Below are 24935 nucleotides of genomic sequence, written 5' to 3'. Positions count from 1 at the left end.
ATTAATACAAAGTGAATTAGTGCTGGAATCATTCGCAAACTTTTTAAGTGGATACTACATTGTTGACAACCAGCACGGTGGAAACAGTATGCCATATCAAAAGGGTGAAAATGACTCAAAATCCAGTGAGCCAACTTCCAATCGGCGACGATTTCTCCAAGCGACTGCTGCAACGGGGACACTCGCGACGGCTAGCTTAGCGGGGTGTACCGAACGATTCGTCGGCGGAGGAGGGAGCTCACCGTCTAAGAACGATCCGCTCAAAGTCGGTGTGTACGGTGGTGTGTTCAAGGATGTGCTAGACAAGGCATTGATCAACCCGTTTCAGAAGGACACGGACACACCTGTGAAGAGTCAACCACAGTCCGTCGGTGATGCGATGGTTAAACTCAAGCAGTCTGTTGAGGCCGGTAAGGCTCCGGTCGACGTTGTTGTTGTTGCCCCGGACGCGCGCATCCGAGGACAAGATATGGGTACATGGCTCAATTACAGTCCGGACAGCATCTCTCGACTTGATGGTGTTGTCGATGACTTAGTGTCCAAAAACGACAAGGGTGATATCGTCGGTATTGGAGCGTTTGGCTGGTTTCTTAATCTCACAACCAATACTAATGTCCTCGACGAGCCACTTACGAGCTGGAAAGATCTCTGGGATGACCAGTACAAAGACCAACTGGCTGCCAACCGTCTTCCTGGTGACGGCTTTTTGATGGATATCGCGGCGAATGTCTTCGATGAATTCGATGGCCAAGAGTCCCTCAAATCGAAAGAGGATATCAAGAAAGTGATGAACAAGGTCAAGGAAGTCAACCCGCAGATATCCCTTTGGTGGGCGCAAGAAGCAGAAGCCCAACAACCGCTTAAGGAAGGGAACATTGGTGCGACCCAGATGTACAATGACGTATCGCTAGTGATGAAAGAGAAGGGAGCACCAGTCGAAACACAGTTCCCAAAGGAGGGCGGTGTCATGAATTTCGGATCGTGGACGGTTATTAAGACAACGGACTATCCGGACGCTGCGAAGAAGTTCGTTGATTACGCTGTTCGACCGGAAGTTCAGACCGAGATCACGAAGAAACTGTACACCACGCCAACCATCGAGCAAAGCAAGCTCAACATTTCCGACAAACTCTACAAGAAGGTATATGGTCCCGGTCCGGACGCCGCCATCCGTCCATATAACCGCCTCTACTTGGAAAAAGAGGCGTGGATCACTGAACAGTGGAAACAGACGGTTCTCTCCTAACTCTTATCTCAAATGTCACGCATAGAACTAAACGGTCTTACGAAGGTCTACGGAAGTGATGTAGTCGCGGTCGACGACGTTGACCTGACTATCGCCGATGGGGAATTCGTCACGCTTGTTGGCCCCTCGGGGTGCGGTAAAACTACGACACTTCGATGCATCGCCGGGTTCGAAACACCGTCCAAAGGGCAGGTCATGATGGGTGACCGCGAAATCACGGATGAGCCGCCATATCGGCGCGACGTAGGGATGGTCTTCCAGTCATTCGCACTGTTCCCGCACATGACGGTTAAGGATAACATTGCGTATGGAATGCGTGTCGCCGATCAGGAATACTCGACACAGGAAATCGACGACCGTGTTGACGAAATGCTTGAGATGATCGAACTGCCGGGGATTCAAGACCGGAAACCTGACCAACTCTCCGGAGGACAACAACAGCGCGTCGCGCTTGCTCGCGCGCTCGCGCTCAATCCCGAAGCACTGCTTCTCGATGAACCACTTGCCAGTTTGGATGAGAAGTTGCGAAAGCAGATGCAAGCCGAACTCTCACGAATTCAGAAAGAACTCGGGGTGACAACGGTGTTCGTCACCCACAATCAGGAGGAGGCGATGACAATGTCTGATCGAATCGTCGTCATGAATGAGGGAGGATTCGAGCAAATCGGCTCACCGGATATGGTCTATCATGAGCCGTCCTCGCTTTTTGTCGCAGACTTTATCGGCAAAGCAAATATTTTCTATGGACGCGTAGCCGACGACAGGGACGAGACGACTACTGTTGATACGGGTGAAACCATTATCCAAGCGACCGCAAACGACCGTCTCGAAGTTGGGACTAACGTCGGTGTCGTTGTACGACCCGAAGGAGTCTCGCTCTCACGTCTTGAAGCCGATGAAACAGTTGGTGATGGTGGGAATCGCATGAACGTTGCTACCGGTGAAGTGAATCTCGTTCAGATGCTCGGCGGGACAGTAGAATACCGGGTATACACTGAGGGTGGCAGCGAGCTTATCGTAACGACGCAAGCGGGCGAACATCGGACAGACCCGTTTGAGCGCGGCGACCGTGTTCGGATCGAATTTGCTGCAGACCAGACGAAGGTTCTATCGACGGAGTCTATCGTCGAAGACCTTGCTGTCAAGAACGCACCTGAATCAGAAGCGGAGATTTGAGTATTATGCCTGAAGAAACTAATGTCAGGTTCTCCAGGGAAGAGGAGAAATCACCCGGACAGATGAGACAGTGGCTGAACAGTCACTCCAAATCCATCGTTCTGGGATATCCGCTCGTTATACTCATCTTGTTTTTCGTGATCCCACTTGTATTATTGATCGCGACAAGTTTTTACCCGAAACCGTCCGGGGAATACTATCGCGTCGGGTTCACGCTCGAACATTACCACCGCTTGTTTACGGTTCCGTTGTATCTCGAACGATTATGGTTCACGCTCGTTCTCTCGATGGGAACTGCGTTCGCATGTCTGGCAATTGGCTATCCAATTGCCTATACGCTCTCACGAATGGACTCCCGTCTGAAACGCCAAGTGTACATCACGGCGATAGTGTCAACGATGTGGTTGACTTACATCATTCGGTCATACGCATGGACGGTCATTCTCTCAAAAAATGGAGTGCTCAACAACTTCCTGCTCACTATTGGGATCGTAGACGAAGCAATTGCACTCACGCCAGGTATCTGGGCACTCTCGATCGGGATGACGTACGTATTCCTGCCTTTCGCCATCCTCACGCTCTACTCGAGTATCAACAATATCAACCCCGAACTTGAAGAGGCATCGAAGAATCTTGGCGCGAACCGTTTCCAGACCTTTCGCCGGGTCACTCTCCCACTTTCGCGAAACGGAATCTACTCTGCTTGGATGCTCGTGTTCATCCTCGCTCTCGGAGCGTATATCGTTCCGCGTATCCTCGGCAAGCCAGCCCACTGGACCTTGCCCGTCATTATCGGAAACCAAGCGCTTAGCCAACTCAACGTCCCGTTCGGCGCGGCGCTGTCCCTTGTGATGATGGTCGTCGTAATAGTGATACTTGCTGCGGGGTACAAGTTCCTCGGGTTGACCTCTGGTGATATGACTGGTGCAGGAGGTGGGTCAAATGAGTAATCCGGATCCCAGAGTTGATGGCGGAACGCTTTCAGACTCTGATTTCCATCGACCCGATAGTTCGGACGGTCTGCTTCGGGCACTTACTGGCGGTGTTATTGACCTTCCAGGGTACATTGCGCGATTCTACCTCGCAGCGTGTCTCACGTTTATCATCGCACCTATCTTGATCATCATCGCGATTAGTTTCACCCCAGAGCAGTTCCTCACCTTCCCACCCAATGGATTCTCACTCAAGTGGTTCAATGTGGTACTAACGAGTCCCGAGTGGCAGTTGGCGTTGCTCAACTCACTCGTAATTGCAACGGGGGCAAGCATTATCGCAACCAGTATTGGCCTGTCACTGGCCTTTGCGCTGGATCGGTACGACATCCGGTTTACGGCGCTCCTCCGTGGTGTTGGCGTTCTGCCGATTCTCATCCCGCCAGTCATCATCGGTGTGGCGTTCATGAGTTACTTCTTCCTCATCGGCATCTCTGGGACGCTCTTCAATCTGGTCATCGCCCACGGTGTATTCTATGCACCGTTCTCACTCGTGCTCATTAGCACTGGACTGGATGAAATGGATCGCGAGGTTGAAGAAGCCGCGATGAACTTGGGTGCGACACGGTGGCAGACGCTTCGGACGGTGACGTTTCCGATTATTCGATCGAACGTTTTCAGCGGTGTGCTGTTCGCGTTCATCCTCTCGCTTAACGAGTACATCATCGCGTTCCTCGTGAGTGGATTCACGGTCACTACGGTTCCAATCAAGATTTTCTCGAGTCTACGATATTCCTACTCTCCGACTATCGCAGCTATCAGCGTGCTGTATGTCGTTCTCACGACCGTCGTCGTCGCGGTTGTCGAATACTACACAGGGGGAATCTGGGACTGATGACGTGTGTTCGATATCGGGAACTCCGACGAGTGGCCCAAACAACCTGCACACCACCCGTTCGGCGCCGACGAGAAGTTACTTGGCAACCTCGTCGCGCTGAACAGTTGACCAATTAGCACCCACATGTTTGAACACAAATGACGTCACGTCAATCAGAATCCGCGGAACCGAGTACCGACCCCGAGAATCCAACCGAGCTGCTCGTACAAGAGCAGAATTGTTTCGAGGAACGAACGCCGGGGTCAGCAGAGCTGGCTACCGAGTTGAGACAACACGTTCCAGCAGGCGTCTGCAGTACATATCGAGCATACGATCCGTATCCGATGCACGCCGATTACGTTGACAATGTGCACGTATACGACGTAGACAGTAACGAGTACCTCGATTTTGCGATGAACAACGGAACTCAACTCGTCGGGCACTCACATCCCACCCTCGTAGACCGTATTGAGGATCAACTCGAACGAGGAACCCTGTACACGCGTCCAAACAAGGTCATCGAAGAGGCGGCGCAGGCAGTTAAACGTCGCTGGCAATGTATTGAGAAAATCAGATTCACGAACAGCGGCACCGAGTCCGTAATGCACATGACACGCCTCGCTCGGGCGTACACCGGTCGTGAGAAAATCATCCGAATGGAAGGCGCATACCACGGCGCCCACGATCAATCACTGGTAAGCAAGATGCCACCTATTGAGCAGACCGGGCATCCAGATAACCCGAATCGAGTTATCGAATCACAGGGTGTTCCTGGACACGTGGCTGAGGAGATACTGCTTGCACAGTACAATGATGCCACGAGCGTCGAGCAGCTACTGAAAGCACACAGCGACGAGGTTGCAGCAATTCTCGTCGAACCAGCCTGTTTCAATCTCGGAGTGGTCGAGCCCGAGTCTGGATTCCTCGAACGTCTGCGGGAACTGGCAGACATGTACAACGTCCTACTGGTCTTCGACGAGGTCAAGACCGGCGTGAAAATCGCACCGGGCGGGGGAGCAGAGCGCTACGGCGTTCAACCCGATCTCGTAGCGCTCGCCAAGGCCATCGGCGGGGGCTATCCTGTCGGCGCATTTGGTGGGCGAGCGGAGATTATGGACTTCATCGAACGTGATCTTCAACCCGGCGTTGCAACTGGTGCAGCTCATTACGGCACCTACAATGGGAATCCGCTTTCGCTTAAGGCCGTAGCTGTCACTCTCGACCAAATTCTAACGGAAGACGCATATGAACACGTGTCGACGCTCGCTGACCGGCTCCGGTCTGGATACGAGGACGTAATCGATGATACTGGACTCGATGCACACGTCATATCAGTGGGCTCACAGGGCATTGTGTACTTCACTGAGGAGCAAATTAGGACGTTCCGCGATTGGACACATATCGACGAAGAATTCCATGAGGCCTACTGGTTTGGAATGGTCAATCGTGGCGTGATCCCACACCCCCATGACGCATCACAACAATGGACCGTGACCGTGCAACACACAGAATCCCACATCGATGAGCACATCGATGCCTTCGCAGACATCGCGCCTGATCTCGAGGCCGTCCAAGACGTATGACCCGTACTTCCGATATCGATTTCGGAACCTTACCGGACGGCCTCACTGACGACGAGATCGAATCGTACGCGGCAGAGCTACTTGAGCTCGCAAGATACGAGTCCACGTCTCGGTTCGCTTGCGCAACGCCTACCAATCGAGATGACCCTTACAACGCCTACGTCACTCCATTTACAGCCGATAGTGCCGATGGGGGTTCTCTTTCCCATTTGGAGATCGCTGTCAAAGATAATCTCGCAGTCCAAGGCGTCCCGATGACCGTGGGGACAGACGGCATCGCGTTCCAACCAGACGACGATGCGACAGTCGTCGAACGGTTACGGCGCTCCGGTGTAATCCTCACTGGAACGACGAACATGGATGCTCTTGCGTTCGGAACGACAGGCGAATTCAGCTCCCATGGACGAACGGAAAACCCAAACGCTCCAGGATACGTTCCCGGCGGATCATCAAGTGGGAGTGCCGCCGCTGTCGCAGGGGGACTTGTCGATGCCGCGCTCGGAAGTGACACTGGTGGGAGTGTTCGAATCCCAGCATCATTTTGCGGCATTGTCGGTTTCAAGCCAACCTACGGACTCGTCCCACGACACGGCCTCGCTCCGCTCGCTCCGTCGCTAGACCATGTTGGTGTGCTCGCTTCCGACGTGATGAACGCGACGACGGTCGCCGAGGCGATCGCAGGTTTCGACAGTGCAGACTACACTACCATTCAAGCGCCCACCTCCGACGCTGTCGACCTTACTTCGAATCTGGAGATTGCACCGGAGGAACTTCGCATCGGAATCGTTACGGAGTTCATGAACGCTGCAACGGATAATGTGCGAGCGGCTGTCCGGCGAACTGTTTCTGAGGTCAAGACGGTCTGTAACTGCACGGTCGAGTCGGTTTCGCTTCCCGATTACGAGACTGCAACCTTGGTGAACGATGCTCAGACGGTAATGGAGTTCGCCGACCTGCTTTCGTTCGATGGGCATCTTCTCGGAGCTGGTTCCTGGTATGATAAATCATGGTGCCGCGCGGTTCGGGAGTTCCGCGACAGAGGCGTTCTAATCGACGACCGAATTCGGCGATTGATCTATCTTGGGCTTCGCTTGCTCCAGGAGCACGGATCGTCGCTTTACGTCCATACGTGGGAAGCCCGCAGACGGTTCTCGGAACAGGTTGCAGACGTATTTGAACAGGTTGACGTCCTCGTTACACCGACGACTCCGATGGTCGCACCAGCGTTCGGTGAGGTTCCTGAGAACGTTGATGTACTTTCCACGCTTCAGAACACGGCTCCGTTCAACAACACGGGTCACCCTTGTTTCAGCATTCCCTGTGGTCATGCGAACGGTCGACCTATTGGACTCCAAATCACGACACCAATAGGGGCGGATGCGTTTGCTGCCCGCGTAGCCCAAATGTTCGAAAAGGTAACAGATGTCGAGTGATACTCCAGCGTTCCTGATCCGATCGCCATCTACGGATCGTTTCCTGAGTCTGATCCGTAAAGGCTCTATTTTGCTTAAGTATGGACTCAGACGCCAGCAAGTAGTGGAACGCCTACGAGGACGAGAACAATTCCGAACCGCTGTGGGCTGGTCAGTGACTCGTTCGAGAATTATCCATGCTAACAGAACGGTAACATCAGCAAACAAACTTGAGAGCGGTGAGACGACCGCAACCTGCTCTGTGCGCAGATCCTGGACGAGAAACATAATGGCCATCGCGTCGATGATGCCGATAGCAATTAATTGGAGAAGTAGATTCAGGGAAATCGTCGAGTTCGAATTTGCCACAATTGGAATGGAGGAGAAGTCCACCAACGGTACGAATCGTGAGGATGAGGGTGAGTAAGATCACGAAAGAACTGACGATGTGCGATAGAATTGCAAACGATGGGGGCTAAGTGGTATGAGAAAAAACCGAACATGAGCATGGCTGTCGACCTGAATCGTCGCACGTACGACCTTCTCAGACTTATTGACAATGAGGAGCCGATAGGGAGCATTCGGCTCGTTAAACTGATGAAACGCCGCGGGTACTCCATTAAAGGACGAACTATACGAGTAACCCTCTCTGAACTCGACGAAGCGGGTCTTACTGAGAAGGTACCAGGAAAGGGTCGACGTCTCACATCCACTGGGCGGGCCGAACTCGCCCGAGGTAACGTAAGCGGCCGCCGCGAACAGATTCGAGCGCGAATCGCCTCACTCACGAGTCAGGTGACGTACGATCCCCTCGAAAATGCAGGAGAGGTAGTCTCCGCAAGCGCAACAGTTACCGAAGATAATTTCGAGAAGGCACTCGATGTACTTGAACAATTGGATGATTCCCTTCTCGGGCCTGTACTTGTTTCAGCAAACTATAACCAGGATTCAACATATCGACTAGATTTTCCATCAAGTATCACGCTTGACGGTGTTCTGTTGACGCATGGTATCGACGCGAATCTCAAGACTGCGGGATTAGTTGAGTACACTGCTGAGCTGGATGGCGTATCAGAGAGCGAAGAGAGGGCGGGGAAGGGTGGAGAGATTATCCGCTACGTCGATGCAATCAGTGGGGAAAATTCAACCATGGACGTCGTGAATCTTCTCATTGAAGCCGGGCGGACGAACGTATCCGATGTTGTGACTTCCGGAACTGGCCTCCTGATTGTAGACAATCGGGAGTTCCCACTGACTCGGTATCAGGAGGCGTACGATCTCTCTTTAGCGACTCGCAATCAATTAGGAGGAGTGGTTGACCTCCGTCGACCGAGAGAGTCTGGCCCATTTCCAGCTGGTGATCCTGGATGGGACTTCGCGTCGTTGACCTATAGTGGAATGGGAGAAGTGACCATCGCTCTACTCGCAGAAATTAGGGTCGCTAAGGAGTGGACTACACTTCAGGAACTCACGCCCCGTTCCGAATTTGCACCTATTCATGGAGTGAGGGCCGAACTACGGAATTGAATGTTGGAACCGAGAATTCTGAATCCTCGCAACTTCAGTGCAGAGGGGACGAGCTACTGGAATTGTATCTCGGTATCGCTTGCTCCAGCGTTCACTCTTTCCGGTTTGAGCACTCCCTGTCAATTAGCTGAATTGAGGTGCTAAGCCACCTTCTTCAAGGAGCGACCGAAGGGAGTGAGTAGGGAGAGGATACACTCGCCGTCTTTGGTCACGTTCACTGGACGGCATAGCCTTACTACTTTGACGGTTGAACGTTGTCGTACGACACTCACTCCATTGCGTCCGGTGTTCAAACGCGACAAAAAGCGTGCATCGGCACTGTCTAGTTAAGTGAGTCTGTAACATAGTTGGGTTTCAGCGCTTCTACCGCCGTCTGTGGAGAACTGTGATTCCGATAATCATTCCGACATTTCCGGCAGATCAGGCGAATTTGAGTGACTCATACCTCGATTGATCATTTTTCACTAATCAGACGCAGATTTCATGCCGGTTGAGAGCTGATCAGCTGCTCGTCGGCGCTCGGTTTTCCTTATCTAGACAGTGCCCGTGCATCGGTCGTGGCAGTCGAGTGTCCATTCGGTAGGAGTGGGACACTCCGAACTACCTGTCAAGGGAAGTCGCCTGCGGAGTCTGGAACCGTTCTCAGAACCATCGGTTCTGATGGGCCGCACAAGAGCGATGCTCTTGTGGACGCTATGGAAACGGTTTCGACACGTTTCGACACAGAAACAGGAAGCTCCCACCGCACCAAGTGAGGGCCGGGGAGGCCCCAACGTGGGAGGGCGGAGTAGTTCACCCAGAGAATATGGGACACATATCTGCTGCGCTTGTCGATCACTAAAATCAGATTTTGTGTCTCCGGTACGCGGTTTAGGTTCCAAACTAGAGGTTGAAACGGGTTCTCACAATCACGATCTAGCTTGTAACAATTCTGATACTATCAACCGGGCTTCGGCGTCGGAGCCAGATTGTGAAAGTACTCCACGGGGTTTTCTCGCCCCTCTCCTTCGCACCTTTTTCGTCACAATTCTCAATTCGAATGTGAACCTCAACGACATTCCCGACAGTACCTTCGAGCCTACCATTCCAAAGGACGCGGATGTCGAAGTTAAAATTCGGGGCGGGGAGCGGAGAAAGAAGGTCCTGAACCGACGTGTAGATAAATGACGCTTTCGTACTCTCTTATGGAAGAAATGCTGTCACACACCTCGTTTATCGAATCCAGGGCACATGTCATCGCATCGTGCCAGTGTTTCTCCGATTTTGATGCGCCGGTCTGCCGATTCGGACCGGCACGTGGGTACGTTCCGGCTGACGGGCCCGGACAAAGCGAGAAACCCACCGCTCACCCAGTCGCCCGCCGAACCCCGTAAGACGGGCTTTCAGCCGGGTTCCATTTTGAAACCAGTCGGACGAGGATGGCGGGCAGAAACGTTGGTAAAGCGCACAGAAATTTCGAGAAACCAACCAAAGACTCAATCATCCAGGTCACGTTCTACCGGACTATACTATGCAGATCCTCGTCAGTGGTTCCACAGGGCTGATCGGTCGCAGACTCGTGTCTCATCTAGAGCAGGCAGGCCACGAGGTCACGAGCCTCGTCCGTCCTGAGACCACGATGTCTGCCGATGGGGTTCAGTGGGAACCCTCGAGAGGCGAGATCGACCAGACACGACTGGAGGGCTTCGATGCTGTCGTCCACCTGGCTGGCGAGTCCATTAACCAGCGGTGGAACGACCGAACCAAGCAGCGGATTCTGGACAGCCGTGTCAAGGGAACCAGTCTGTTGGCGGGCGCCTTGGCCGAACTGGACGACCCACCGGAAGTTTTGATCTCGGCCTCGGCCGTCGGGTACTATGGAGATCGAGGGGACACCTGGCTGGAAGAGGATGCGGGCCCTGGCGATCTGTTCATTTCGGAGGTCTGTCGACGATGGGAGGAAGCCTCCCAGGTGGCAGCCGAGAACGGCATTCGGGTAGTCAACATACGGACAGGAATCGTGCTCAGTACCGAAGGTGGCGCTCTGGAGCAGATGCTCCCACCCTTCAAGCTCGGCGTCGGAGGGCATCTTGGCTCCGGTGACCAGTACCTATCATGGGTAACCCGAGACGATGTCGCACGCATCATCGAGCACCTCATCGAGACCAACGCGATCGAAGGCCCGGTGAACGTGTCTACCCCAGAACCCGTCACCAACAAGACTTTCACCAACACGCTGGGCTCCGTGCTGGGGCGGCCGACGGTCTTCTGGGTTCCGGGGGTTGGTGTCCGCCTGATGTTCGGGCAGATGGGTGAGGAGTTGCTCTTGGCCAGCGACAGGATGCGACCGACCAAACTAGAGCAAAGCGGGTACAAGTGGCGCTATCCCGAGCTTGAACCGGCCCTCGAGCACGTCCTGAGCAACCGGTGAATCGCCTCGGGGTCACGCCCTGTGGCACCCTGCTATGGGGTCTTGACCGATAGTCTTCGAAGTTGTAACCTCTATTCTCATCGGAACCGACGACATCTCTGGAGACACCGTCTTCCGGCGAGTCCGCGAGTGAGGAGCTCGCGCGAGACTCCAGTAGACTCTCGTCAACAATGCAGACATCGACCAGCGTGGCTACACGGAGAACCGCTTACCGGTGGCCTTTGACCTGGTAATAGACGGTAACGTCCCTGGCACGTTCGACGTGACGTCTTATCTCTGCGTCGTCCAGATACTCGGATGACATCCTCTTCGCCCGCAAGGACGAGCATTCTCGAGCATTGGAATATTTTGATTTGCAATTCAGTTATTCGCTCGATGCGAACCCGAAACGCCCCGAGGTTCGTACTCTGGAGGGCGCTATTCAGCCTCGAGTAACGTTTGGACGTAATCTTCGTATCCGTCCGGGTTTTCGGCGACGATCATTTCGCTCTGGATCCGTCCCCTTCCGGTGCGGGCATACATATCAGATACCATCGCAGCTGCCTCATCACTCGGGAATTCTACGATCGCCGCCCAGTCGTACTCCCCATTCAAAACGAAGAAGTCGTCTTCGTCGAAGTTCCCACCCATCGCATTGATTTGATCGATGAACTGTCGCACCGTCTCCGCCCCCTGTTCGAGGTTTTCGTACCCGTCCTGGGTGAGCGTACCCAGGGAAAGGTAGGTTGGCATGGTTTGAACACCCCATACTGGTACACCTTCAGTCGGCAAATAACCGCCAGATGATTCCTGCGCTGTGGAATTGATTTTCTCCACGCTGTATACGGTTCCAAGATGCATGCGCTCACACTTCGACCACATCCCCGCAAAGGCGATTTTCCGATGGGCACTGGAGTCTGTGTCACTGTGGTGTGTCTTGTGGCACGCCCAAACAGAAGCCGTCGTCTCTGCGACACAATGGTTTGGTATCGAGATGTGAATCGTACGAAGAAAGTAGATTGATCAACCGTCCATCCCGCTGAACGAGAGCCCGCCCTCGGTATACCGCTGAGCAAATGGATACACGAGCAAAAGCGGCGTGGCGAACGTCAGCGCGAATGCTGAGAATCGTTCTCGGGGAACTGAGTACTCGCTGACGAGCGAGAACGGGCCGGGTGGGAGTGTGTAGTTCTCAGTCGACAGCAGGGTCTATGCGACGTCGGACTTCAGTCCACCCGGTCAAGAGGACGTCATGGGAGTTGGGCAACCGCGTTCGAGAGGTCAGTGGGGTCTTCCCACGGGATGACGCGATCGGCAGCGGCTTCTTCGAGTGCGGCGAGATGGGATGCTGCCATGCCGTTGTCGTAGTGGCTGCGCATCTGTTCGTCGGTGGCGTAGATGCGTTTGAGGAGCCAGAGGATGTTGCGAACGCGAGTCTGGTAGTGATAGAGGAAGCTGAGTTCCCAGACATGCCAGCCGTCGTAGTCCTCGAGGATACCAACGATGGACGATGCCATCTCAGAGAGGATGTCGAATGCGGGCGCCCAGAGGTCGAGTTCGTCGCCGGTGAACCCGAAGTCTTCTACTCGGAAGGCTGTCGCGTTCGGGCGGTCTGACAGGAGGTTGCAGACCCGTTTCCGGCGTTTGCCTGACCCATCGTCGTCCCCACGGCGGCGAGGTTCCTCGCTTCAGCAGGGATGAGTGACGCCGTCGCGAGTCATCCCTGCGAGCGATAGCGCGTGATCACGTGGATCACAAGCGCCACAGTGGCAGCGACGAGCATCGGTTCAGCTTGTGTACTCAAGTACAGTCCCGGCGTCGGCGGATGATACTGGGTGAGCGGCCAGACTATCGCATACGAGTGCCCGGACGGTTTCTGGAGGAGGCCATCGGCGAACAGGTGCGAGAGCGCACCCACACTCAAGAGGGCAAATACACGTCTTCGCTCGGGCGGTGCGACGATTTTCACACCGATGAAAACTGCGACCAAGGCACCGCCAGCAGTGTGGAGTGCACCCCAGTCAAATGGGATTCCCAGTAGCTGTTCGACAGTCCCACTGTTGATGACGAGCTTGATCTTCGTCAGGTCGGGAATGAACGCGCCAGCCATCGCAACCGTTGCATAGGCGGGCGAAAGCCAGTCGTAGCGCCAGGACAGAACGAGTGCAAGCGAGTACGCGATGAAGGCGTGTGCAAGGAGATCTGGCATCAGTCATCCCCCCGCTGATCGATGCGTGTCTGGACGCGGTCGAATACATTCAGTTGTAAGGGTGTTGTACGGCGTTTGAGCGTCCAGTCGGTCGGGTCGAGACGCCAGAACCGGATGATACGCCCAAGCACCCACAGGCCTGCCAAGAACGATATCGAATACGTATACACGTGTCCTGATGGAGGGACTGCAACGGCATTGTGAGACTGAATCGTGTGATCTGGCCCAACGGTTCCATAGACACGCAAATTGTCTCCCTCGTTCGCGTCGATGGCGAGGTTGGTGATGGTAAACTGAACGTGTTCGTCGGCACCGTATTCAGCATCGATCGTCATCGGATCGGTCTCGACGACCGTCCCACTGACGGTGACTTTCTGTCCACGATAGTGATCATAGTCGGTAGCAAGGTGTTCTTCACTTGGATAGACACCCAGTTCAGGGGCTGGGGTGAGTGTTCCGAACCAGACGGTGAGGCCGAAGAGAAGCACAACGAGAAGAAGGAGGATTCCGGCACGGCGTCGAAGAAACCTGGACATTCCTTGTCCTCAGAATCTTACGCGAAGTACCTTTCCAGTTTCTGTTCGCTGGCCTCTGTTGCAACCCGTGCGATTCCGAAATCCTGTTCAACGCGTAGCGTGACCATCGTTTCAGCTTAACGTGAAATCATTTGTTAAAATTTTTCTTATATTACGGCCAACAAATTAACATCTTTCCATCCCTGAGAGAATTGGTACATGCGAGAGCAGGGGCTTCGATTTCACGGGGACGCAGGGATCTTGCATCAGCAAGCGGTCAGGACACCGCTTCCGGATAAAGACGCCGAGCGGCTCTTCCACAAGAACATGATGACCGTGGCGGACGCACGAGAGCGGAAGGCAGAGCTGCTCGCTGACCCTAACGTCTCGGTACTCGATGCTTACGAGATGAAACTCGATGGTGTCAATGAGAGTTTCAAGCGTCGACTTCGCAACATCGCAGGTGACGACTACACGGCGGTTGCGATGGCATATAACCGTGGTGAGCGAGACGACCGGATCGGAGCACTGACATCGTACTATCTTGAGGGTCTGTGGCGGATTCAACAGCGTGCCACCATTACCGATATGCTGTTTTTCCCGATCATCATCCGATATCCGGATAGCTTCACGATAAATATCCGATTCGCCAGTGGGCACACCGCGACGGAATCGGTTATCTTTGAATCACCAGAGCACTCGACCGAAGAACTCACCGACAAGCACGCTACGACATACTACGAGGAAAGTCAATACTCACAGAAACAGGCTGCAGACTACATCAGAGAGACAGCGCAGATCATCCGCGAGGAGTTTCCAGACCCTGATGAGACATCGTTTGAAGAACGTAAATACGGTGGCGTCGTCGTAGCTGGCGGCCGGCGAGGGTCAGTCTTCTCGGACATGGTCACGCGTATCGAACCAGATCCGAGTCGGTTTACGGAACCGGTCGGTGAACCGACGCTCGTCAAAGAGGGTACCGAAGCGAGACGGACAGAACGAGAATTACTGCCCGATGGTGACGTGGTCATCTGACTCATTTTGTGTTGCTCCAGCACGTCGACATCCATAATATCGTGATAAGGTTCTGAGATAACCGTGAGTTACCGCGATTCCAGACAACAGTGAGTGAGAGTGAGACGTGGCGAACGACGCACGACATTATCGGAAGAACAACGATGGAGGGATTAGGAGACGTCGAACTCCGCGATTTCCGTCGAGCCACAGGACGGACACGGCCGCTCGATGGCCTCGAGAGTCGTCCCACATCGCCGGCATTCGTAAATCGTGCCCGCATCGTCAGCTAACCACCGCCGCACCGGAGCGGGGAGTGACATGGTATCTGTCCTTTCACGTCCAACGCAAAAAGCCTTCGCTCTCGTATTTCCCCCTGAATAAAGTAGATCACGTCGCTTCGAGCCGAATTCTTAACGTAGCTCCACCGACGTCACGCAGCCAGAGTGTCTATAACGTGCGAGATTCTAATTTATGAAATAACTATGAGGGGCAATGACTAGCGAGACTGAGACGCAATTAGAACGAACCCTCGGATTAAAGGAGGCACTGATGATCGGGGTGGGGACGATGGTCGGTGCCGGAATCTTCGTGCTCCCGGGGGCGGCGGCCGCACTGGCGGGGCCGGCATCCTCAACAGCGTTCGTTCTCAGTGGAGTCATCGCGATGTTCACGGCACTGTCCGCGAGCGAACTTGCAACGGCGATGCCAGCATCGGGCGGACCGTATCACTTCATCAACCGAGGGCTCGGGCCATTGTTCGGTTCGATCGCTGGACTGGGCAACTGGCTCGGGTTGGCCTTCGCGACGGCGTTCTACGCAGTTGGCTTCGGGAACTACGTCGCCCCGCTGGCAGGCAGTCTCGGATTGAACCTCGGCGTCGTCTCCACGATTCCACTGGATGGTGCACAGATCGGGGCACTCTGTGTCGCGATCGCGTTTATCGCCATCAACTACCTCAGTACGGACGGAACCGGTGACCTGCAGAACGTCATCGTCGTCATCCTGCTGGGTATCCTCGGGGTATTCATGGCGCTGGGTGCGACCCAGGTCGAACTTGGGACGTTACAGCCCTTCTTCCCGAAAGGCGTCGGGACGGTACTGCCTGCGACCGCCCTCGTGTTCGTCTCGTACCTGGGGTTCGCTCAGGTCGCGACGGTTGCAGGAGAGATCAAGGACCCTGGCAAAAACCTTCCACGGGCGATGGTCGGTGGCGTGCTACTTGTGACGATCATCTATGCAGTCTCGATGCTTATCCTGCTCGGGGTCGTGCCGGTCGAGAAGGTAGCTGGGAAGGAGACCGCGATCACCATCGGCGCACGAGCCATCTTCGGTGCTTTTAGTGTCGGTGTTGTCGGCGTCGGTATGCTGACCTTTGGCGGGCTTCTGGCGACGGCGTCGTCGGCGAACGCATCGATGCTCTCGTCCTCGCGTATCAACTATGCGATGGGGCGGGATGGACTGGTGGACGCACGCCTGGCAGAGGTTCACGATCGGTTCAATACGCCCTACCGGTCGATCGTGCTCACCGGTGCACTGGTTCTGGTGTTCATCGTTGTCGGAAACGTCGAGGTTCTCGCGAAGGCGGGGAGCGTGCTCCACCTGCTGGTGTACGGGCTGCTAAACGTCTCGCTGCTCGTTTTCCGGCAGACTCGGACGACGAGCTACGCTCCGAGTTTCGAGGTGCCGCTGTATCCCGTCGTTCCCGGCCTCGGTGCGGTGCTGTCGTTCGCACTCATCGGGTTCATGGAGCTCCAGCAGATACTCCTCGCCGGCTCGCTGGTCGTCGCCGGTGTCATCTGGTACCTCCTTTTCGTCCGGAAGCGCGTCGACGACACGAGTGCGTTGCACCGGTACCGCTCGCCACCCGCTGTCGAGGTGGAAGTCGAGGTTGACTTCGACTTCGAAGCGGGTGACGGAACCACAGCTTCGTCTACGGAGATGACCGAACCCAATGACTGAACGAACGCATCCAGGACTGAACGAAAGTTTGTATCCAGAAACGGCGGGCAGTTCAACTCGACTCTCGACGCATAGCATGGCGTGTCCGAACGGAAACTCGCACAGTATACGGTCTGGTGAGTACGCATGAGCGAGAGTCCCCAGGTACTCATTCCGATCGACACGTCCGATCCGGAGGAACTACCACTGGAGCTCGTCGAGGCGCTGTGTCCGATGGGCATTATCGTCCTTGGGTACTATCCGGTGCCCGACCAGACTGCACCCGAGCAGCTCCGCGATAACTACCAGGAGGAGGCGAAATCGGCGATGAAACCAGTCGTTCGCTCGTTCATTGAAGCGGGGGCCGATGTCGAGTCGGTGCTGGTCTTCACCCGCGACCGTGTCGAGACGAGCGACCGCGTCGTCAACGAGTACGGGTGTGACGCCGTGCTCGTCCCGGGGAATATCAAGGACCTCGACAACATCCTCGTCTCACTCAAGGGCGAAGAGAACATGTTCCGCGTCCTAGAGGTGGTGGGACTGCTTATGGAGGCCGGAGAGACCGAAGTGACACTGTTCCACGCCGAAAGCCGAGAGAAAGGGAGCAAACGATCGGAACTCTACCTGCGCGGGGCAACGGACTGGCTGACCGAACGCGGTCTCGACCGCGAACGCATCACCTGGGAGGACACGGCCAAGGGGACACAGGAGAGCCACCTGCTCGATCTGGCCGAGGAGCATGACTTCGTGGTCATGGGAGAGGACGAACCGAGCATCCGCGAGCAGGTGCTCGGGGACATGCCGAACCGTCTCCGGGATCGAACCGGCCGCCCCGTGCTCGTCATCCGCAAGGAGCGCTGATATCATGCAGGAGAACGAACCTACTGTTCTGGTCCCGGTCGACGTCTCGACGGAGGAGCGCCCCGATCCCAACCTACTGGAGCTGTTCCATCCGGTAAAGGTCGTCCTCGTCGGGTGGTATCCGGTGCCTGACCAGACAACGCCCGCCCAACTTCAGGACGAAAAGGAAGCGGAGGCTGTCGAGCGCATCGAGGAGCTCGCTGCGGAGTTCCCTGGCGACGGCGCCGACGTCGAGACGGTCGTAGTGTTCACCCACGACCGGGCGGTGACGGTCGATCGGGTGGCCGAGGATTACGAGTGTGATGTCGTCGTCGTCCCCGATGACGTCAAGGACGTAAAGCGCGTGCTCGTCCCGATCAGGAGCGACGTAAACATCGACCGCATCATCACGGTCGTCGGAACAGCCCTTGACGAGAGCAACGTATCGGTCACGTTGTTTCACGCGGCACCACCAGAGGAGGATTCGAGCGTTGGGGATATCTTACTCGAGCATGCGGTGGAGGAACTCGTCGAGGCCAGCGTCGACAGGGATCGTATCGAGACCGTGAATGTGAACACGGAGTCACCGGTCGACGAGATCGTCGGCGCCACGACCGATCACGACGTCATCGTTATCGGCGAAACGGAACCAACACTCGTCGAAGAAATCCTCGGCGACGTGCCGACGCGGATAATCGATCGATCCGGGCAGCCGGTGCTCATCGTACGGAATCCGGAATGAGTTACCCATACCAAGTCAAAATTGAGACGGAGACTGTGAACAGTTCGATTATCAGGGTGCTTGCTCGGGGAAGCAGTCTGGACACAGTCGGAGATCCGTCTCGCTTGGGGCGACGTCTTTCTCTTCTGCGGCCCGAATTGTGCCCTCGCTCAGGTCGCAGTCGGGGTCGGGCGCGTGCGCTGTCTCTGCGAGTGCGAGAATCGTCATGAGAAAGGGATGGTACTGCGATGAGAAAGGTGTTCGGGGCGTCAGCCATCGCCACGACTTACGGTCCAATAGATCATCATCGATGCGCTGTGTGTGGCTTGTTTTTAGAGTTTGACTGACCGTTGGTGACCAGTCGTTGGTGAAGTACCATGGGGCTTGCCACCGTGGTACTTCACCCACCAACTGTCTCATTCGACAATGGCGTCAACCAGGTACAAATTCGACAGAGCCTAACGCACTCGGTTTGTGGTTGACTCCGCTCCACCGGATTCCGATCTTGAGCACCGGAATACGGTTATAAACCCTCGATCCAGTCACAAAAAATAGTCTCTCCAAGGGATCTCAGATGACTCTCCTGCACAGAGTTTCAATCTTCTCAAATAATTTTCAATTAGTTACTATTATAAATGATTATTTTGGAATGGCCAAATGCTTTTCGAACCTCCAGATAGTTCATGTATAGCTCAAGGGCAAATTAACTAAGCTATGCTAAGAGAATAATATCGTGATTGCCCATGAAAACAACACGGAGAAAACTGCTCACGCTGCTGGGCAGCACGGCTGCAATCGGAAGTTCAGGACTAACAACGGCACGCGGAAAGCCGGCAAAAGGACGCATCAGGAAACTCGGTCACTCCCTGCTCAGTGATCCACCAGGCGGCTACGCCGAGGGAGACGTTCGCAATGACGGCCAGTATGCTCTCGTGGGGAGCTTCTTCGGGACGGGCGGTAGCTTCCTCGTGGACATCAGCAACCCGACCGACCCGACAGAGGTTCACCGGCTCCCATCGTCCGCCGAGGTACGGAACGCGGATGTGAAGTTCGGCCGACGCGATGGCCTCTACTACCGTTCGCAGGAACCGAACACGAGCGACGCGGAGTTCGACGGCGTCGAGATCATCGACTACGGCTACGCGGACGGAACGCCTGAGAATCCAACCATCCTGGGAACCCTCGAGTCGGGGTCGACTCACAATCTGTTCCCCCACCCTACCGAACCCTACGTCTACACCACCGAGCACCACGGAATGGGAGTCTTCGACGTAAGCGACCCCGCTGACACCTCCTTCATCGGCACCTTCGGCCCGGAAGCCGACCTGCACGATATCGTCGTCGACCCCAAGAACGACCTCGCACACCTCGCGTTCATCGGCGGCGGCTTCGACGGTTACGTCATCATGGACGTCAGCGACCCCGCGAATCCCGTGACTGCAGGGAGCTTCAGTTACGAGGGCCTGCCGACCTACGAGGACGTTCCGCTCGGCGAGGAAGGATTCCAGAACTGCCACTACGCCAACTACGACCCTGGGCGCGGTATCGCCGTCGTCGGCGACGAGATCGGCCACGGGAAACCCGGCGGTAAGCACATCTTCGACATCGGCTGGGGCGACGGCTCCGTCGCGGATCCACAGCCTATCGGATACACGGCGTCCCCTAACGCCGAGTATCAGGGCGATGATCCATTCGAGACCTACGACTGGACGACGCACAATCACGACATCATCTCGAAAGGGAACAACTCCCTACTCGTCGACGGCGCGTACCACGAAGGGATGGTCGTTTGGGACATCAGCGACCCGACCAACCCCACGTTCGTCGACCGGTACGAGACAGACGACGCGGCCGACCAGGCGCAGGGTCCGGTCTGGCTCGGCGACGCTCCGATGGCGTGGGGTGCGAACTACAACGCCAAGCGTGATCTCACCGTCGTGTCCGACATGGTCACCGGCGTCTACGTATTCAAGGTCACGCCTGCTGCCTCGAACGGAGGAAAGTGACCATGCACGATTTCCGAAGACGCGACGTCCTGAAGGCGACCGGTGCGCTCGGTTTCGCCGGGTTCACCGGCGTCGCGAGCGCAATGTCGCGGGATGAAACCGACGACACGCTCCGCCTCTTCAGCGAGGTGGCGGTCGACGGGTCACTCGAGGTCTCAACGCAAGGGAATTATGCCTACGTCGCGACGGGCAACGGTCTCGCCATCGTTGACTGGCGGAATCCGATTCGACCGAAAGTCGTCGGGTCGATGATTGCCTCCGACCCTGCAGGTGGCGTCCTTGACGCCAAGGTCGAGGGCGACCTCGTGAGCCTCGCGAGCAACGGTGGACCTGGCATCACGCTCGTGGACGTGAGTGACCCGACCGACCCGACTGAAATCGGATTCGTGAACGTTGGTCACCACATCCACAACAATTTCCTGGCGGACGGTTACGCCTACCTCACCGTCAACGAATCCGGCGACGCCCCATTCAGCGAGGCCCGCACCACCATCGTCGACGTGCGCGATCCGTCGAATGCCGAGATCGTCGGCGAGTATCGGCTCAAGGACGACTTCCCCGAGTTCGCCATGGGCGGCGTGAGTCCGTGTCACGACATCTACGTCCAGGACGACGTCCTCTACCAGGCGTTCTGGGATACAGGCGTGGTCGTCGCCGACGTGAGCGATCCTACTGATCCGAACCTGCTCGCTCAGTTTGGGAACGCCCCGATGGCAGACACACCGGTGGGCGACTCGTTCCCCGTAGAGCGATACCTGACTCGCCCCGGTAACGCTCACTACGTCCAGCCGTCGCCCGACGGCGACCTCGTGTACGTCGGGGCAGAGACCTTCCCTGACGACTTCGTCGAGACCCCCGACAACGACGACTATGGAGGCATCACGATCTTCGACGTCTCGGACTACGACGACCCGCGAAAACTCGTGCGCATTGCCCCGCCACCCGTCGATGCGTTCCGGACGTCACACAACTTCGACGTCACGGCAAACCGCCTCCACGCCTCGTGGTACAACGGCGGTGTGACGGTCCACGATGTCAGTGACCCCACGAGCCCCGAGACGATAGCGGGCTACCACACTGACAGCACGTCGTTCTGGGGCGCGGAAGCGGCTCGCGGTTTCACCGTCGCGAGTGACATCGGTGGTGGTCTCGTGTTCCTCCACGAAGATCGCGGCCGGATGGATTCGCCCGGCTTCGACGGTACCGGTCGTCCCGACTCCCCCGGGATGCGTTAAACGGGTCGTTCGAACGGTATCGCTCGCTAAATTCCCTCTTCCCATTCCATCATGGACGACACACACTCCTTCACTCGACGAACAGCACTGAAGATCGCGGGATTGCTTGGGGCGGCCGGATTCACCGGCGTCGCAAGCTCCCGTAACTCCAATACCCGCAACGAAAACGATGACAGACTCCGCCTCTTCAGCGAAGTGGCGGTCGACGGCGCTACCGAAGTCGTCACTCAAAACGGTTGGGCGTACGTCGCTACCGGCGATGGCTTCGCGGTCGTGGACTGGCGGAATCCGAACCGACCGGAACTGGTTGGGATGTGGGACGCGCCAGGAACCGGTATCGCCGATGTCAAGGTCGATGGCGACCTGCTCGCAGTCAGCACACAAGGCGGCGAACACGACCACGGTTCGGGCGAGGACACCACCGTCGACCCGGACGCCCAGATTGGCACTCACCTCTACGATGTAAACGACCCGACCGACCCGCGGTACCGCAGTACGTTTCAGGTGCTCCCCGAGGGAGTCCACAATGCCCACCTGGCCGACGATCTGCTTTACATCGCGAAGGAAGCTCCGTTCGACGAGAGTGCACTCATCATCGTGGATGTGAGCGACCCTGCAAATCCCGCAGAACTTTCGCGGTGGGTTCTCGAAGAAGTTCACCCCGAACTCGACTCGGTGACGAACTTCGTCCACGACGTCTATGCTCAGGACGACTACGCATACCTCGCGTACTGGGACGCTGGTTGTCGCATCCTCGACGTAAGCGACCCGACAGACCCAGTCGAGGTCAGCTGGTTCGGTCAGACCAAGAACGCCGATATGGGCATGGACGGTGACCCCTGGTCACGGGTCTTCAGTTCCCCCGGGAACGCCCACTACGTCCAGCCGTCACCCGACGGCAACCACGTCTATATCGGCGCGGAGACGTACGCTGGCGAATCCGGCGGCATCACAGTCTTCGATGTCAGTGACTTCGACGACCCACGGCAGGTCGCCGAAATCGAGGCCGAAGACCGAAATCCGGGCATCTTTCCGGATACATCCCACAACTTCGACGTCACGGCAAACCGCCTCTACACGTCGTGGTACAACGCCGGTGCTCGTGTATACGACATCACGGATCCATCGAATCCCAGGCAAACCTACGAGTACGACCCTGATGGGTCGTCTTTCTGGACCGCTGTCCGTGCACGTGGATTCACCGTGGTGAGCGATATCGGTGGCGGCCTCGTGTTCCTCCACGAAGATCGGGGCCAGCTGGATTCACCCAGCTTTGGCGGTGTGGACTCCGTTCCTCACCACGACCGTAAGCGCCGACGGAAGCGATGAGTAGACAAGAATGACCCAGACCAGACTGTCGAGGCGGCAGCTACTACAGGCTTCTGTGGCTTTCGGTGTCACTGGAGCAGTTCCCTTGGAGAGCGCAGAGGCCGTGGACTCGACGCCGAACCTGGATATGTTCGTTCAACCGCTTCCGATTCCGACGGTTCGCGAACCAGATGGCAAGCGCGATGGCGCAGACTACTACGAGATACCGATCCGGGAATTCGAGCAGAAGGTACACCCGGATCTCCCGCCGACCACGTTCTGGGGCTTCGACGGGACCGTCCCAGGGCCCATCATCAAGGCAATGCGCAATGAGCGGATCAAACTCCGCTTCGACAACACCGCCCTCCCCTCGGAACATCTCTTCGAGATCGACGAGCGGGTTATCGGCACTTCCCCCGAGGACTACCACGACTACGATGGCCCCGTCCCAGACGTTCGAACGGTAGTCCACCAGCACGGGCTCAACGTCGAGTGGCAGAGTGACGGGCAGGCAGCTGCCTGGAAATCGCCAGACGGTGTCACTGGCCCGCGGTTCGTCAAGCACGTTCACGAACTCCCGAACCGCCAGCCCCGGATGACCGCGTCGTACCACGACCACGCGCTCGGCATCAGCCGGCTGAACACCTATGCTGGGATGAGTGGGTTCTACATCATCGAGAGCCAGCGGGAGGCGCAACTGAACCTTCCGAGTGGTGAGTACGACGTCCCGCTGATGCTCCAAGACAGGAGATTCGAAGCGGATGGATCCCTCCAGTACCCTCATTCGTTCGTGCCGAACTTCGCAGGCGACACAGCCGTCGTCAACGGCGCAGTGTGGCCATACATGGAGGTCGAACCGCGCCAATACCGCTTCCGGCTCGTCAACCAGTCGAACGGTCGGACGTTCGACCTCGCGCTTACGAACGACCACGGTGAACGGCGCGATAACCGCGGGGAGGATGTCCCCATCATGTACCAGTTTGCTCCCGACCAGGGGTTCCTCGAGGATGTCGTCGCCGTCGGGCCAGGTGGCGACCTCGAGTCGCTGATCCTCGCCCCGTTCGAACGGGCCGAGGTCGTCGTCGATTTTTCCGGCCACGCTGGTGAGACGTTCACCGTCACCAACGATGCTGCATTCCCGTTTGCGGGCGGTCACCACATGGACGGAGGGAACGGCGGGCACGACGATGACGAGGAGGGATTCGACACCCACATTGGCGAGATCATGCAGTTCCGCGTCACCGAACCGGCTCGCGAGGTCACTGACGACAGCACGCACCCGCGGGATCTGAACTTGCCGAATAAACCGGGATACAACACACAGGCGGCAAAGGAAACCCGACACATGTCGATGGGGATGCGGATGGAGAACGGGCTCCCTACTCACGTACTGAAGGGGAAAACCTTCCACGACGAGGGCGTCGACGCGAAGCCACAACTGGGGACGACCGAGATCTGGGAACTGGAAAACGACACCATGCACACCCATCCCATCCACCTCCATCTCGTCACGTTCCAGGTCATCGGCCGCGGGTCCGACGGAACCGACGACCCCGACCCCAACGAGCGCGGCCTGAAGGACGTCGTGCGCGTCAATCCCGGTGAGACCGTCAGAATCATCACCCAGTTCGGGGACTTCACCGGCACGTACCCCTGGCACTGTCACATCCTCGAACACGAGGACCAGTCGATGATGCGACCGTTCGAGGTCGTCGCTGGCAACGCCGATGGCCGAGTGCGGAACGAAGGGGACGACGATGATGAGAAGATCGCCGAACAAACAGCGCAACGTAGCGGACATCGGCAGCATCGTCAATGACACCGCGATGTGTGCTACCGAACGCGGTGCCAATCCAACACCGGGAGTAGACCCTCTCGATTGTCGTTGAACGAACTTCGGAAGAGTTCCACAGACAGCACCCTCAACGATGACCGCCACCGACGCATTGTCATCACTGCGGTAGCGAGGAAACGCCGCTGTTTACGACGGGGAGGATGTCAATG

The 24935-nt window shown here is 56.5% G+C and carries 23 protein-coding genes and 1 pseudogene; 17 read left to right on the top strand and 7 right to left on the bottom strand.

The window, feature by feature from the left end; genetic code table 11:
• Nucleotides 1-88: 88 nt before the first annotated feature.
• From ACR3FE_RS00505 to ACR3FE_RS00465, 9 genes are all read left to right on the top strand, one after another.
• Complete coding sequence (locus tag ACR3FE_RS00505) at nt 89-1246, top strand: extracellular solute-binding protein (protein ID WP_458204568.1); 1158 nt, start codon at nt 89-91, stop codon at nt 1244-1246.
• Between the two features lie 12 nt (nt 1247-1258).
• Entirely contained in the window at nt 1259-2422 is a 1164-nt protein-coding gene (locus ACR3FE_RS00500; protein WP_458204566.1) for an ABC transporter ATP-binding protein, read from the top strand.
• A 5-nt stretch (nt 2423-2427) separates the two neighbouring features.
• Nucleotides 2428-3372, top strand: coding sequence for an ABC transporter permease (locus tag ACR3FE_RS00495; RefSeq protein ID WP_458204564.1), 945 nt, complete (start codon nt 2428-2430; stop codon nt 3370-3372).
• Nucleotides 3365-4249 carry an ABC transporter permease gene (locus ACR3FE_RS00490; RefSeq protein WP_458204563.1) on the top strand — a complete coding sequence of 295 codons (885 nt, stop codon included), beginning with the start codon at nt 3365-3367 and terminating at the stop codon, nt 4247-4249. The genes ACR3FE_RS00495 and ACR3FE_RS00490 overlap by 8 nt, the downstream gene beginning before the upstream one ends.
• A gap of 140 nt (nt 4250-4389) precedes the next feature.
• The gene (locus ACR3FE_RS00485) at nt 4390-5814 is read left to right on the top strand and encodes an aspartate aminotransferase family protein (RefSeq protein ID WP_458204561.1); all 1425 of its coding nucleotides are present in this window, start codon (nt 4390-4392) and stop codon (nt 5812-5814) included.
• Nucleotides 5811-7247, top strand: coding sequence for an amidase (locus ACR3FE_RS00480; RefSeq protein WP_458204559.1), 1437 nt, complete (start codon nt 5811-5813; stop codon nt 7245-7247). The genes ACR3FE_RS00485 and ACR3FE_RS00480 overlap by 4 nt, the downstream gene beginning before the upstream one ends.
• A gap of 268 nt (nt 7248-7515) precedes the next feature.
• Complete coding sequence (locus ACR3FE_RS00475) at nt 7516-7653, top strand: hypothetical protein (RefSeq protein ID WP_458204558.1); 138 nt, start codon at nt 7516-7518, stop codon at nt 7651-7653.
• A gap of 41 nt (nt 7654-7694) precedes the next feature.
• Nucleotides 7695-8753, top strand: a complete 1059-nt coding sequence (locus tag ACR3FE_RS00470; protein ID WP_458204557.1) for an NrpR regulatory domain-containing protein — start codon at nt 7695-7697, stop codon at nt 8751-8753.
• A gap of 1510 nt (nt 8754-10263) precedes the next feature.
• Nucleotides 10264-11163, top strand: coding sequence for a TIGR01777 family oxidoreductase (locus ACR3FE_RS00465; RefSeq protein WP_458204556.1), 900 nt, complete (start codon nt 10264-10266; stop codon nt 11161-11163).
• A 417-nt stretch (nt 11164-11580) separates the two neighbouring features.
• On the opposite strand, the gene ACR3FE_RS00460 is transcribed toward ACR3FE_RS00465, so the two are convergent.
• The 5 genes and pseudogenes from ACR3FE_RS00460 to ACR3FE_RS00440 form a co-directional block, all read right to left on the bottom strand.
• Nucleotides 11581-12003 (bottom strand): GYD domain-containing protein, encoded by a 423-nt coding sequence (locus tag ACR3FE_RS00460; protein ID WP_458204555.1) that lies wholly within the window; start codon nt 12001-12003, stop codon nt 11581-11583.
• A 162-nt stretch (nt 12004-12165) separates the two neighbouring features.
• Nucleotides 12166-12385: pseudogene (locus ACR3FE_RS00455) on the bottom strand (sugar ABC transporter permease); the annotation flags it as partial.
• Nucleotides 12386-12392: 7 nt separating this feature from the next.
• Nucleotides 12393-12659 carry a hypothetical protein gene (locus tag ACR3FE_RS00450; RefSeq protein ID WP_458204553.1) on the bottom strand — a complete coding sequence of 89 codons (267 nt, stop codon included), beginning with the start codon at nt 12657-12659 and terminating at the stop codon, nt 12393-12395.
• Nucleotides 12660-12859: 200 nt separating this feature from the next.
• Nucleotides 12860-13351: a metal-dependent hydrolase gene (locus tag ACR3FE_RS00445; protein ID WP_458204552.1), complete on the bottom strand. Its 492-nt coding sequence runs from the start codon at nt 13349-13351 to the stop codon at nt 12860-12862.
• A complete protein-coding gene (locus ACR3FE_RS00440) occupies nt 13351-13887 on the bottom strand; it encodes an OB-like fold-containing membrane protein (RefSeq protein WP_458204551.1) in 537 nt (178 codons plus the stop codon). The genes ACR3FE_RS00445 and ACR3FE_RS00440 overlap by 1 nt, the downstream gene beginning before the upstream one ends.
• Nucleotides 13888-14085: 198 nt before the next feature.
• Between ACR3FE_RS00440 and ACR3FE_RS00435 the strand changes: the two genes are divergently transcribed.
• On the top strand, nt 14086-14901 hold the full coding sequence (locus ACR3FE_RS00435) for a hypothetical protein (RefSeq protein WP_458204550.1): 816 nt from the start codon (nt 14086-14088) through the stop codon (nt 14899-14901).
• Between the two features lie 152 nt (nt 14902-15053).
• Here the strand turns inward: ACR3FE_RS00435 and ACR3FE_RS00430 are convergent, their stop codons facing one another.
• Entirely contained in the window at nt 15054-15203 is a 150-nt protein-coding gene (locus ACR3FE_RS00430; protein ID WP_458204548.1) for a hypothetical protein, read from the bottom strand.
• Between the two features lie 172 nt (nt 15204-15375).
• On the opposite strand from ACR3FE_RS00430, the gene ACR3FE_RS00425 reads away from it, so the two are divergent.
• The 3 genes from ACR3FE_RS00425 to ACR3FE_RS00415 all read left to right on the top strand — a co-directional run bounded on the left by ACR3FE_RS00425 (nt 15376) and on the right by ACR3FE_RS00415 (nt 18403).
• A complete protein-coding gene (locus ACR3FE_RS00425) occupies nt 15376-16842 on the top strand; it encodes an APC family permease (protein ID WP_458204546.1) in 1467 nt (488 codons plus the stop codon).
• Nucleotides 16843-16968: 126 nt separating this feature from the next.
• Nucleotides 16969-17682, top strand: a complete 714-nt coding sequence (locus tag ACR3FE_RS00420; protein ID WP_458204544.1) for a universal stress protein UspA — start codon at nt 16969-16971, stop codon at nt 17680-17682.
• Between the two features lie 4 nt (nt 17683-17686).
• Nucleotides 17687-18403: a universal stress protein gene (locus tag ACR3FE_RS00415; RefSeq protein WP_458204543.1), complete on the top strand. Its 717-nt coding sequence runs from the start codon at nt 17687-17689 to the stop codon at nt 18401-18403.
• Between the two features lie 51 nt (nt 18404-18454).
• On the opposite strand, the gene ACR3FE_RS00410 is transcribed toward ACR3FE_RS00415, so the two are convergent.
• The gene (locus ACR3FE_RS00410; protein WP_458204541.1) at nt 18455-18610 is read right to left on the bottom strand and encodes a hypothetical protein; all 156 of its coding nucleotides are present in this window, start codon (nt 18608-18610) and stop codon (nt 18455-18457) included.
• A 515-nt stretch (nt 18611-19125) separates the two neighbouring features.
• Here ACR3FE_RS00410 and ACR3FE_RS00405 point away from each other — a divergent pair.
• The 4 genes from ACR3FE_RS00405 (at nt 19126) to ACR3FE_RS00390 (ending at nt 24750) form a co-directional block, all read left to right on the top strand.
• Nucleotides 19126-20388, top strand: coding sequence for an LVIVD repeat-containing protein (locus tag ACR3FE_RS00405; RefSeq protein WP_458204539.1), 1263 nt, complete (start codon nt 19126-19128; stop codon nt 20386-20388).
• 2 nt (nt 20389-20390) lie between these two features.
• Nucleotides 20391-21623, top strand: coding sequence for an LVIVD repeat-containing protein (locus ACR3FE_RS00400; protein WP_458204537.1), 1233 nt, complete (start codon nt 20391-20393; stop codon nt 21621-21623).
• Between the two features lie 51 nt (nt 21624-21674).
• Complete coding sequence (locus ACR3FE_RS00395) at nt 21675-22952, top strand: LVIVD repeat-containing protein (protein WP_458204535.1); 1278 nt, start codon at nt 21675-21677, stop codon at nt 22950-22952.
• 85 nt (nt 22953-23037) lie between these two features.
• Entirely contained in the window at nt 23038-24750 is a 1713-nt protein-coding gene (locus tag ACR3FE_RS00390; protein ID WP_458204533.1) for a multicopper oxidase family protein, read from the top strand.
• The last annotated feature ends 185 nt before the right edge of the window (nt 24751-24935 follow it).

Source organism: Haladaptatus rarus, from assembly GCF_054177585.1.
The sequence above is the reverse complement of the archived record's forward strand: the minus strand, read 5'-3'. Positions and strand labels throughout refer to the sequence as shown.

What these genes read in the sequence shown, in the direction of transcription:
- ACR3FE_RS00505 (WP_458204568.1), top strand. Translation starts at nt 89, where the DNA reads ATGCCATATCAAAAGGGTGAAAATGACTCAAAATCCAGTGAGCCAACT.
- ACR3FE_RS00500 (WP_458204566.1), top strand. Translation starts at nt 1,259, where the DNA reads ATGTCACGCATAGAACTAAACGGTCTTACGAAGGTCTACGGAAGTGAT.
- ACR3FE_RS00495 (WP_458204564.1), top strand. Translation starts at nt 2,428, where the DNA reads ATGCCTGAAGAAACTAATGTCAGGTTCTCCAGGGAAGAGGAGAAATCA.
- ACR3FE_RS00490 (WP_458204563.1), top strand. Translation starts at nt 3,365, where the DNA reads ATGAGTAATCCGGATCCCAGAGTTGATGGCGGAACGCTTTCAGACTCT.
- ACR3FE_RS00485 (WP_458204561.1), top strand. Translation starts at nt 4,390, where the DNA reads ATGACGTCACGTCAATCAGAATCCGCGGAACCGAGTACCGACCCCGAG.
- ACR3FE_RS00480 (WP_458204559.1), top strand. Translation starts at nt 5,811, where the DNA reads ATGACCCGTACTTCCGATATCGATTTCGGAACCTTACCGGACGGCCTC.
- ACR3FE_RS00475 (WP_458204558.1), top strand. Translation starts at nt 7,516, where the DNA reads ATGGCCATCGCGTCGATGATGCCGATAGCAATTAATTGGAGAAGTAGA.
- ACR3FE_RS00470 (WP_458204557.1), top strand. Translation starts at nt 7,695, where the DNA reads ATGGGGGCTAAGTGGTATGAGAAAAAACCGAACATGAGCATGGCTGTC.
- ACR3FE_RS00465 (WP_458204556.1), top strand. Translation starts at nt 10,264, where the DNA reads ATGCAGATCCTCGTCAGTGGTTCCACAGGGCTGATCGGTCGCAGACTC.
- ACR3FE_RS00460 (WP_458204555.1), bottom strand. Translation starts at nt 12,003, where the DNA reads ATGCATCTTGGAACCGTATACAGCGTGGAGAAAATCAATTCCACAGCG.
- ACR3FE_RS00450 (WP_458204553.1), bottom strand. Translation starts at nt 12,659, where the DNA reads ATGGCATCGTCCATCGTTGGTATCCTCGAGGACTACGACGGCTGGCAT.
- ACR3FE_RS00445 (WP_458204552.1), bottom strand. Translation starts at nt 13,351, where the DNA reads ATGCCAGATCTCCTTGCACACGCCTTCATCGCGTACTCGCTTGCACTC.
- ACR3FE_RS00440 (WP_458204551.1), bottom strand. Translation starts at nt 13,887, where the DNA reads ATGTCCAGGTTTCTTCGACGCCGTGCCGGAATCCTCCTTCTTCTCGTT.
- ACR3FE_RS00435 (WP_458204550.1), top strand. Translation starts at nt 14,086, where the DNA reads ATGCGAGAGCAGGGGCTTCGATTTCACGGGGACGCAGGGATCTTGCAT.
- ACR3FE_RS00430 (WP_458204548.1), bottom strand. Translation starts at nt 15,203, where the DNA reads ATGTCACTCCCCGCTCCGGTGCGGCGGTGGTTAGCTGACGATGCGGGC.
- ACR3FE_RS00425 (WP_458204546.1), top strand. Translation starts at nt 15,376, where the DNA reads ATGACTAGCGAGACTGAGACGCAATTAGAACGAACCCTCGGATTAAAG.
- ACR3FE_RS00420 (WP_458204544.1), top strand. Translation starts at nt 16,969, where the DNA reads ATGAGCGAGAGTCCCCAGGTACTCATTCCGATCGACACGTCCGATCCG.
- ACR3FE_RS00415 (WP_458204543.1), top strand. Translation starts at nt 17,687, where the DNA reads ATGCAGGAGAACGAACCTACTGTTCTGGTCCCGGTCGACGTCTCGACG.
- ACR3FE_RS00410 (WP_458204541.1), bottom strand. Translation starts at nt 18,610, where the DNA reads ATGACGATTCTCGCACTCGCAGAGACAGCGCACGCGCCCGACCCCGAC.
- ACR3FE_RS00405 (WP_458204539.1), top strand. Translation starts at nt 19,126, where the DNA reads ATGAAAACAACACGGAGAAAACTGCTCACGCTGCTGGGCAGCACGGCT.
- ACR3FE_RS00400 (WP_458204537.1), top strand. Translation starts at nt 20,391, where the DNA reads ATGCACGATTTCCGAAGACGCGACGTCCTGAAGGCGACCGGTGCGCTC.
- ACR3FE_RS00395 (WP_458204535.1), top strand. Translation starts at nt 21,675, where the DNA reads ATGGACGACACACACTCCTTCACTCGACGAACAGCACTGAAGATCGCG.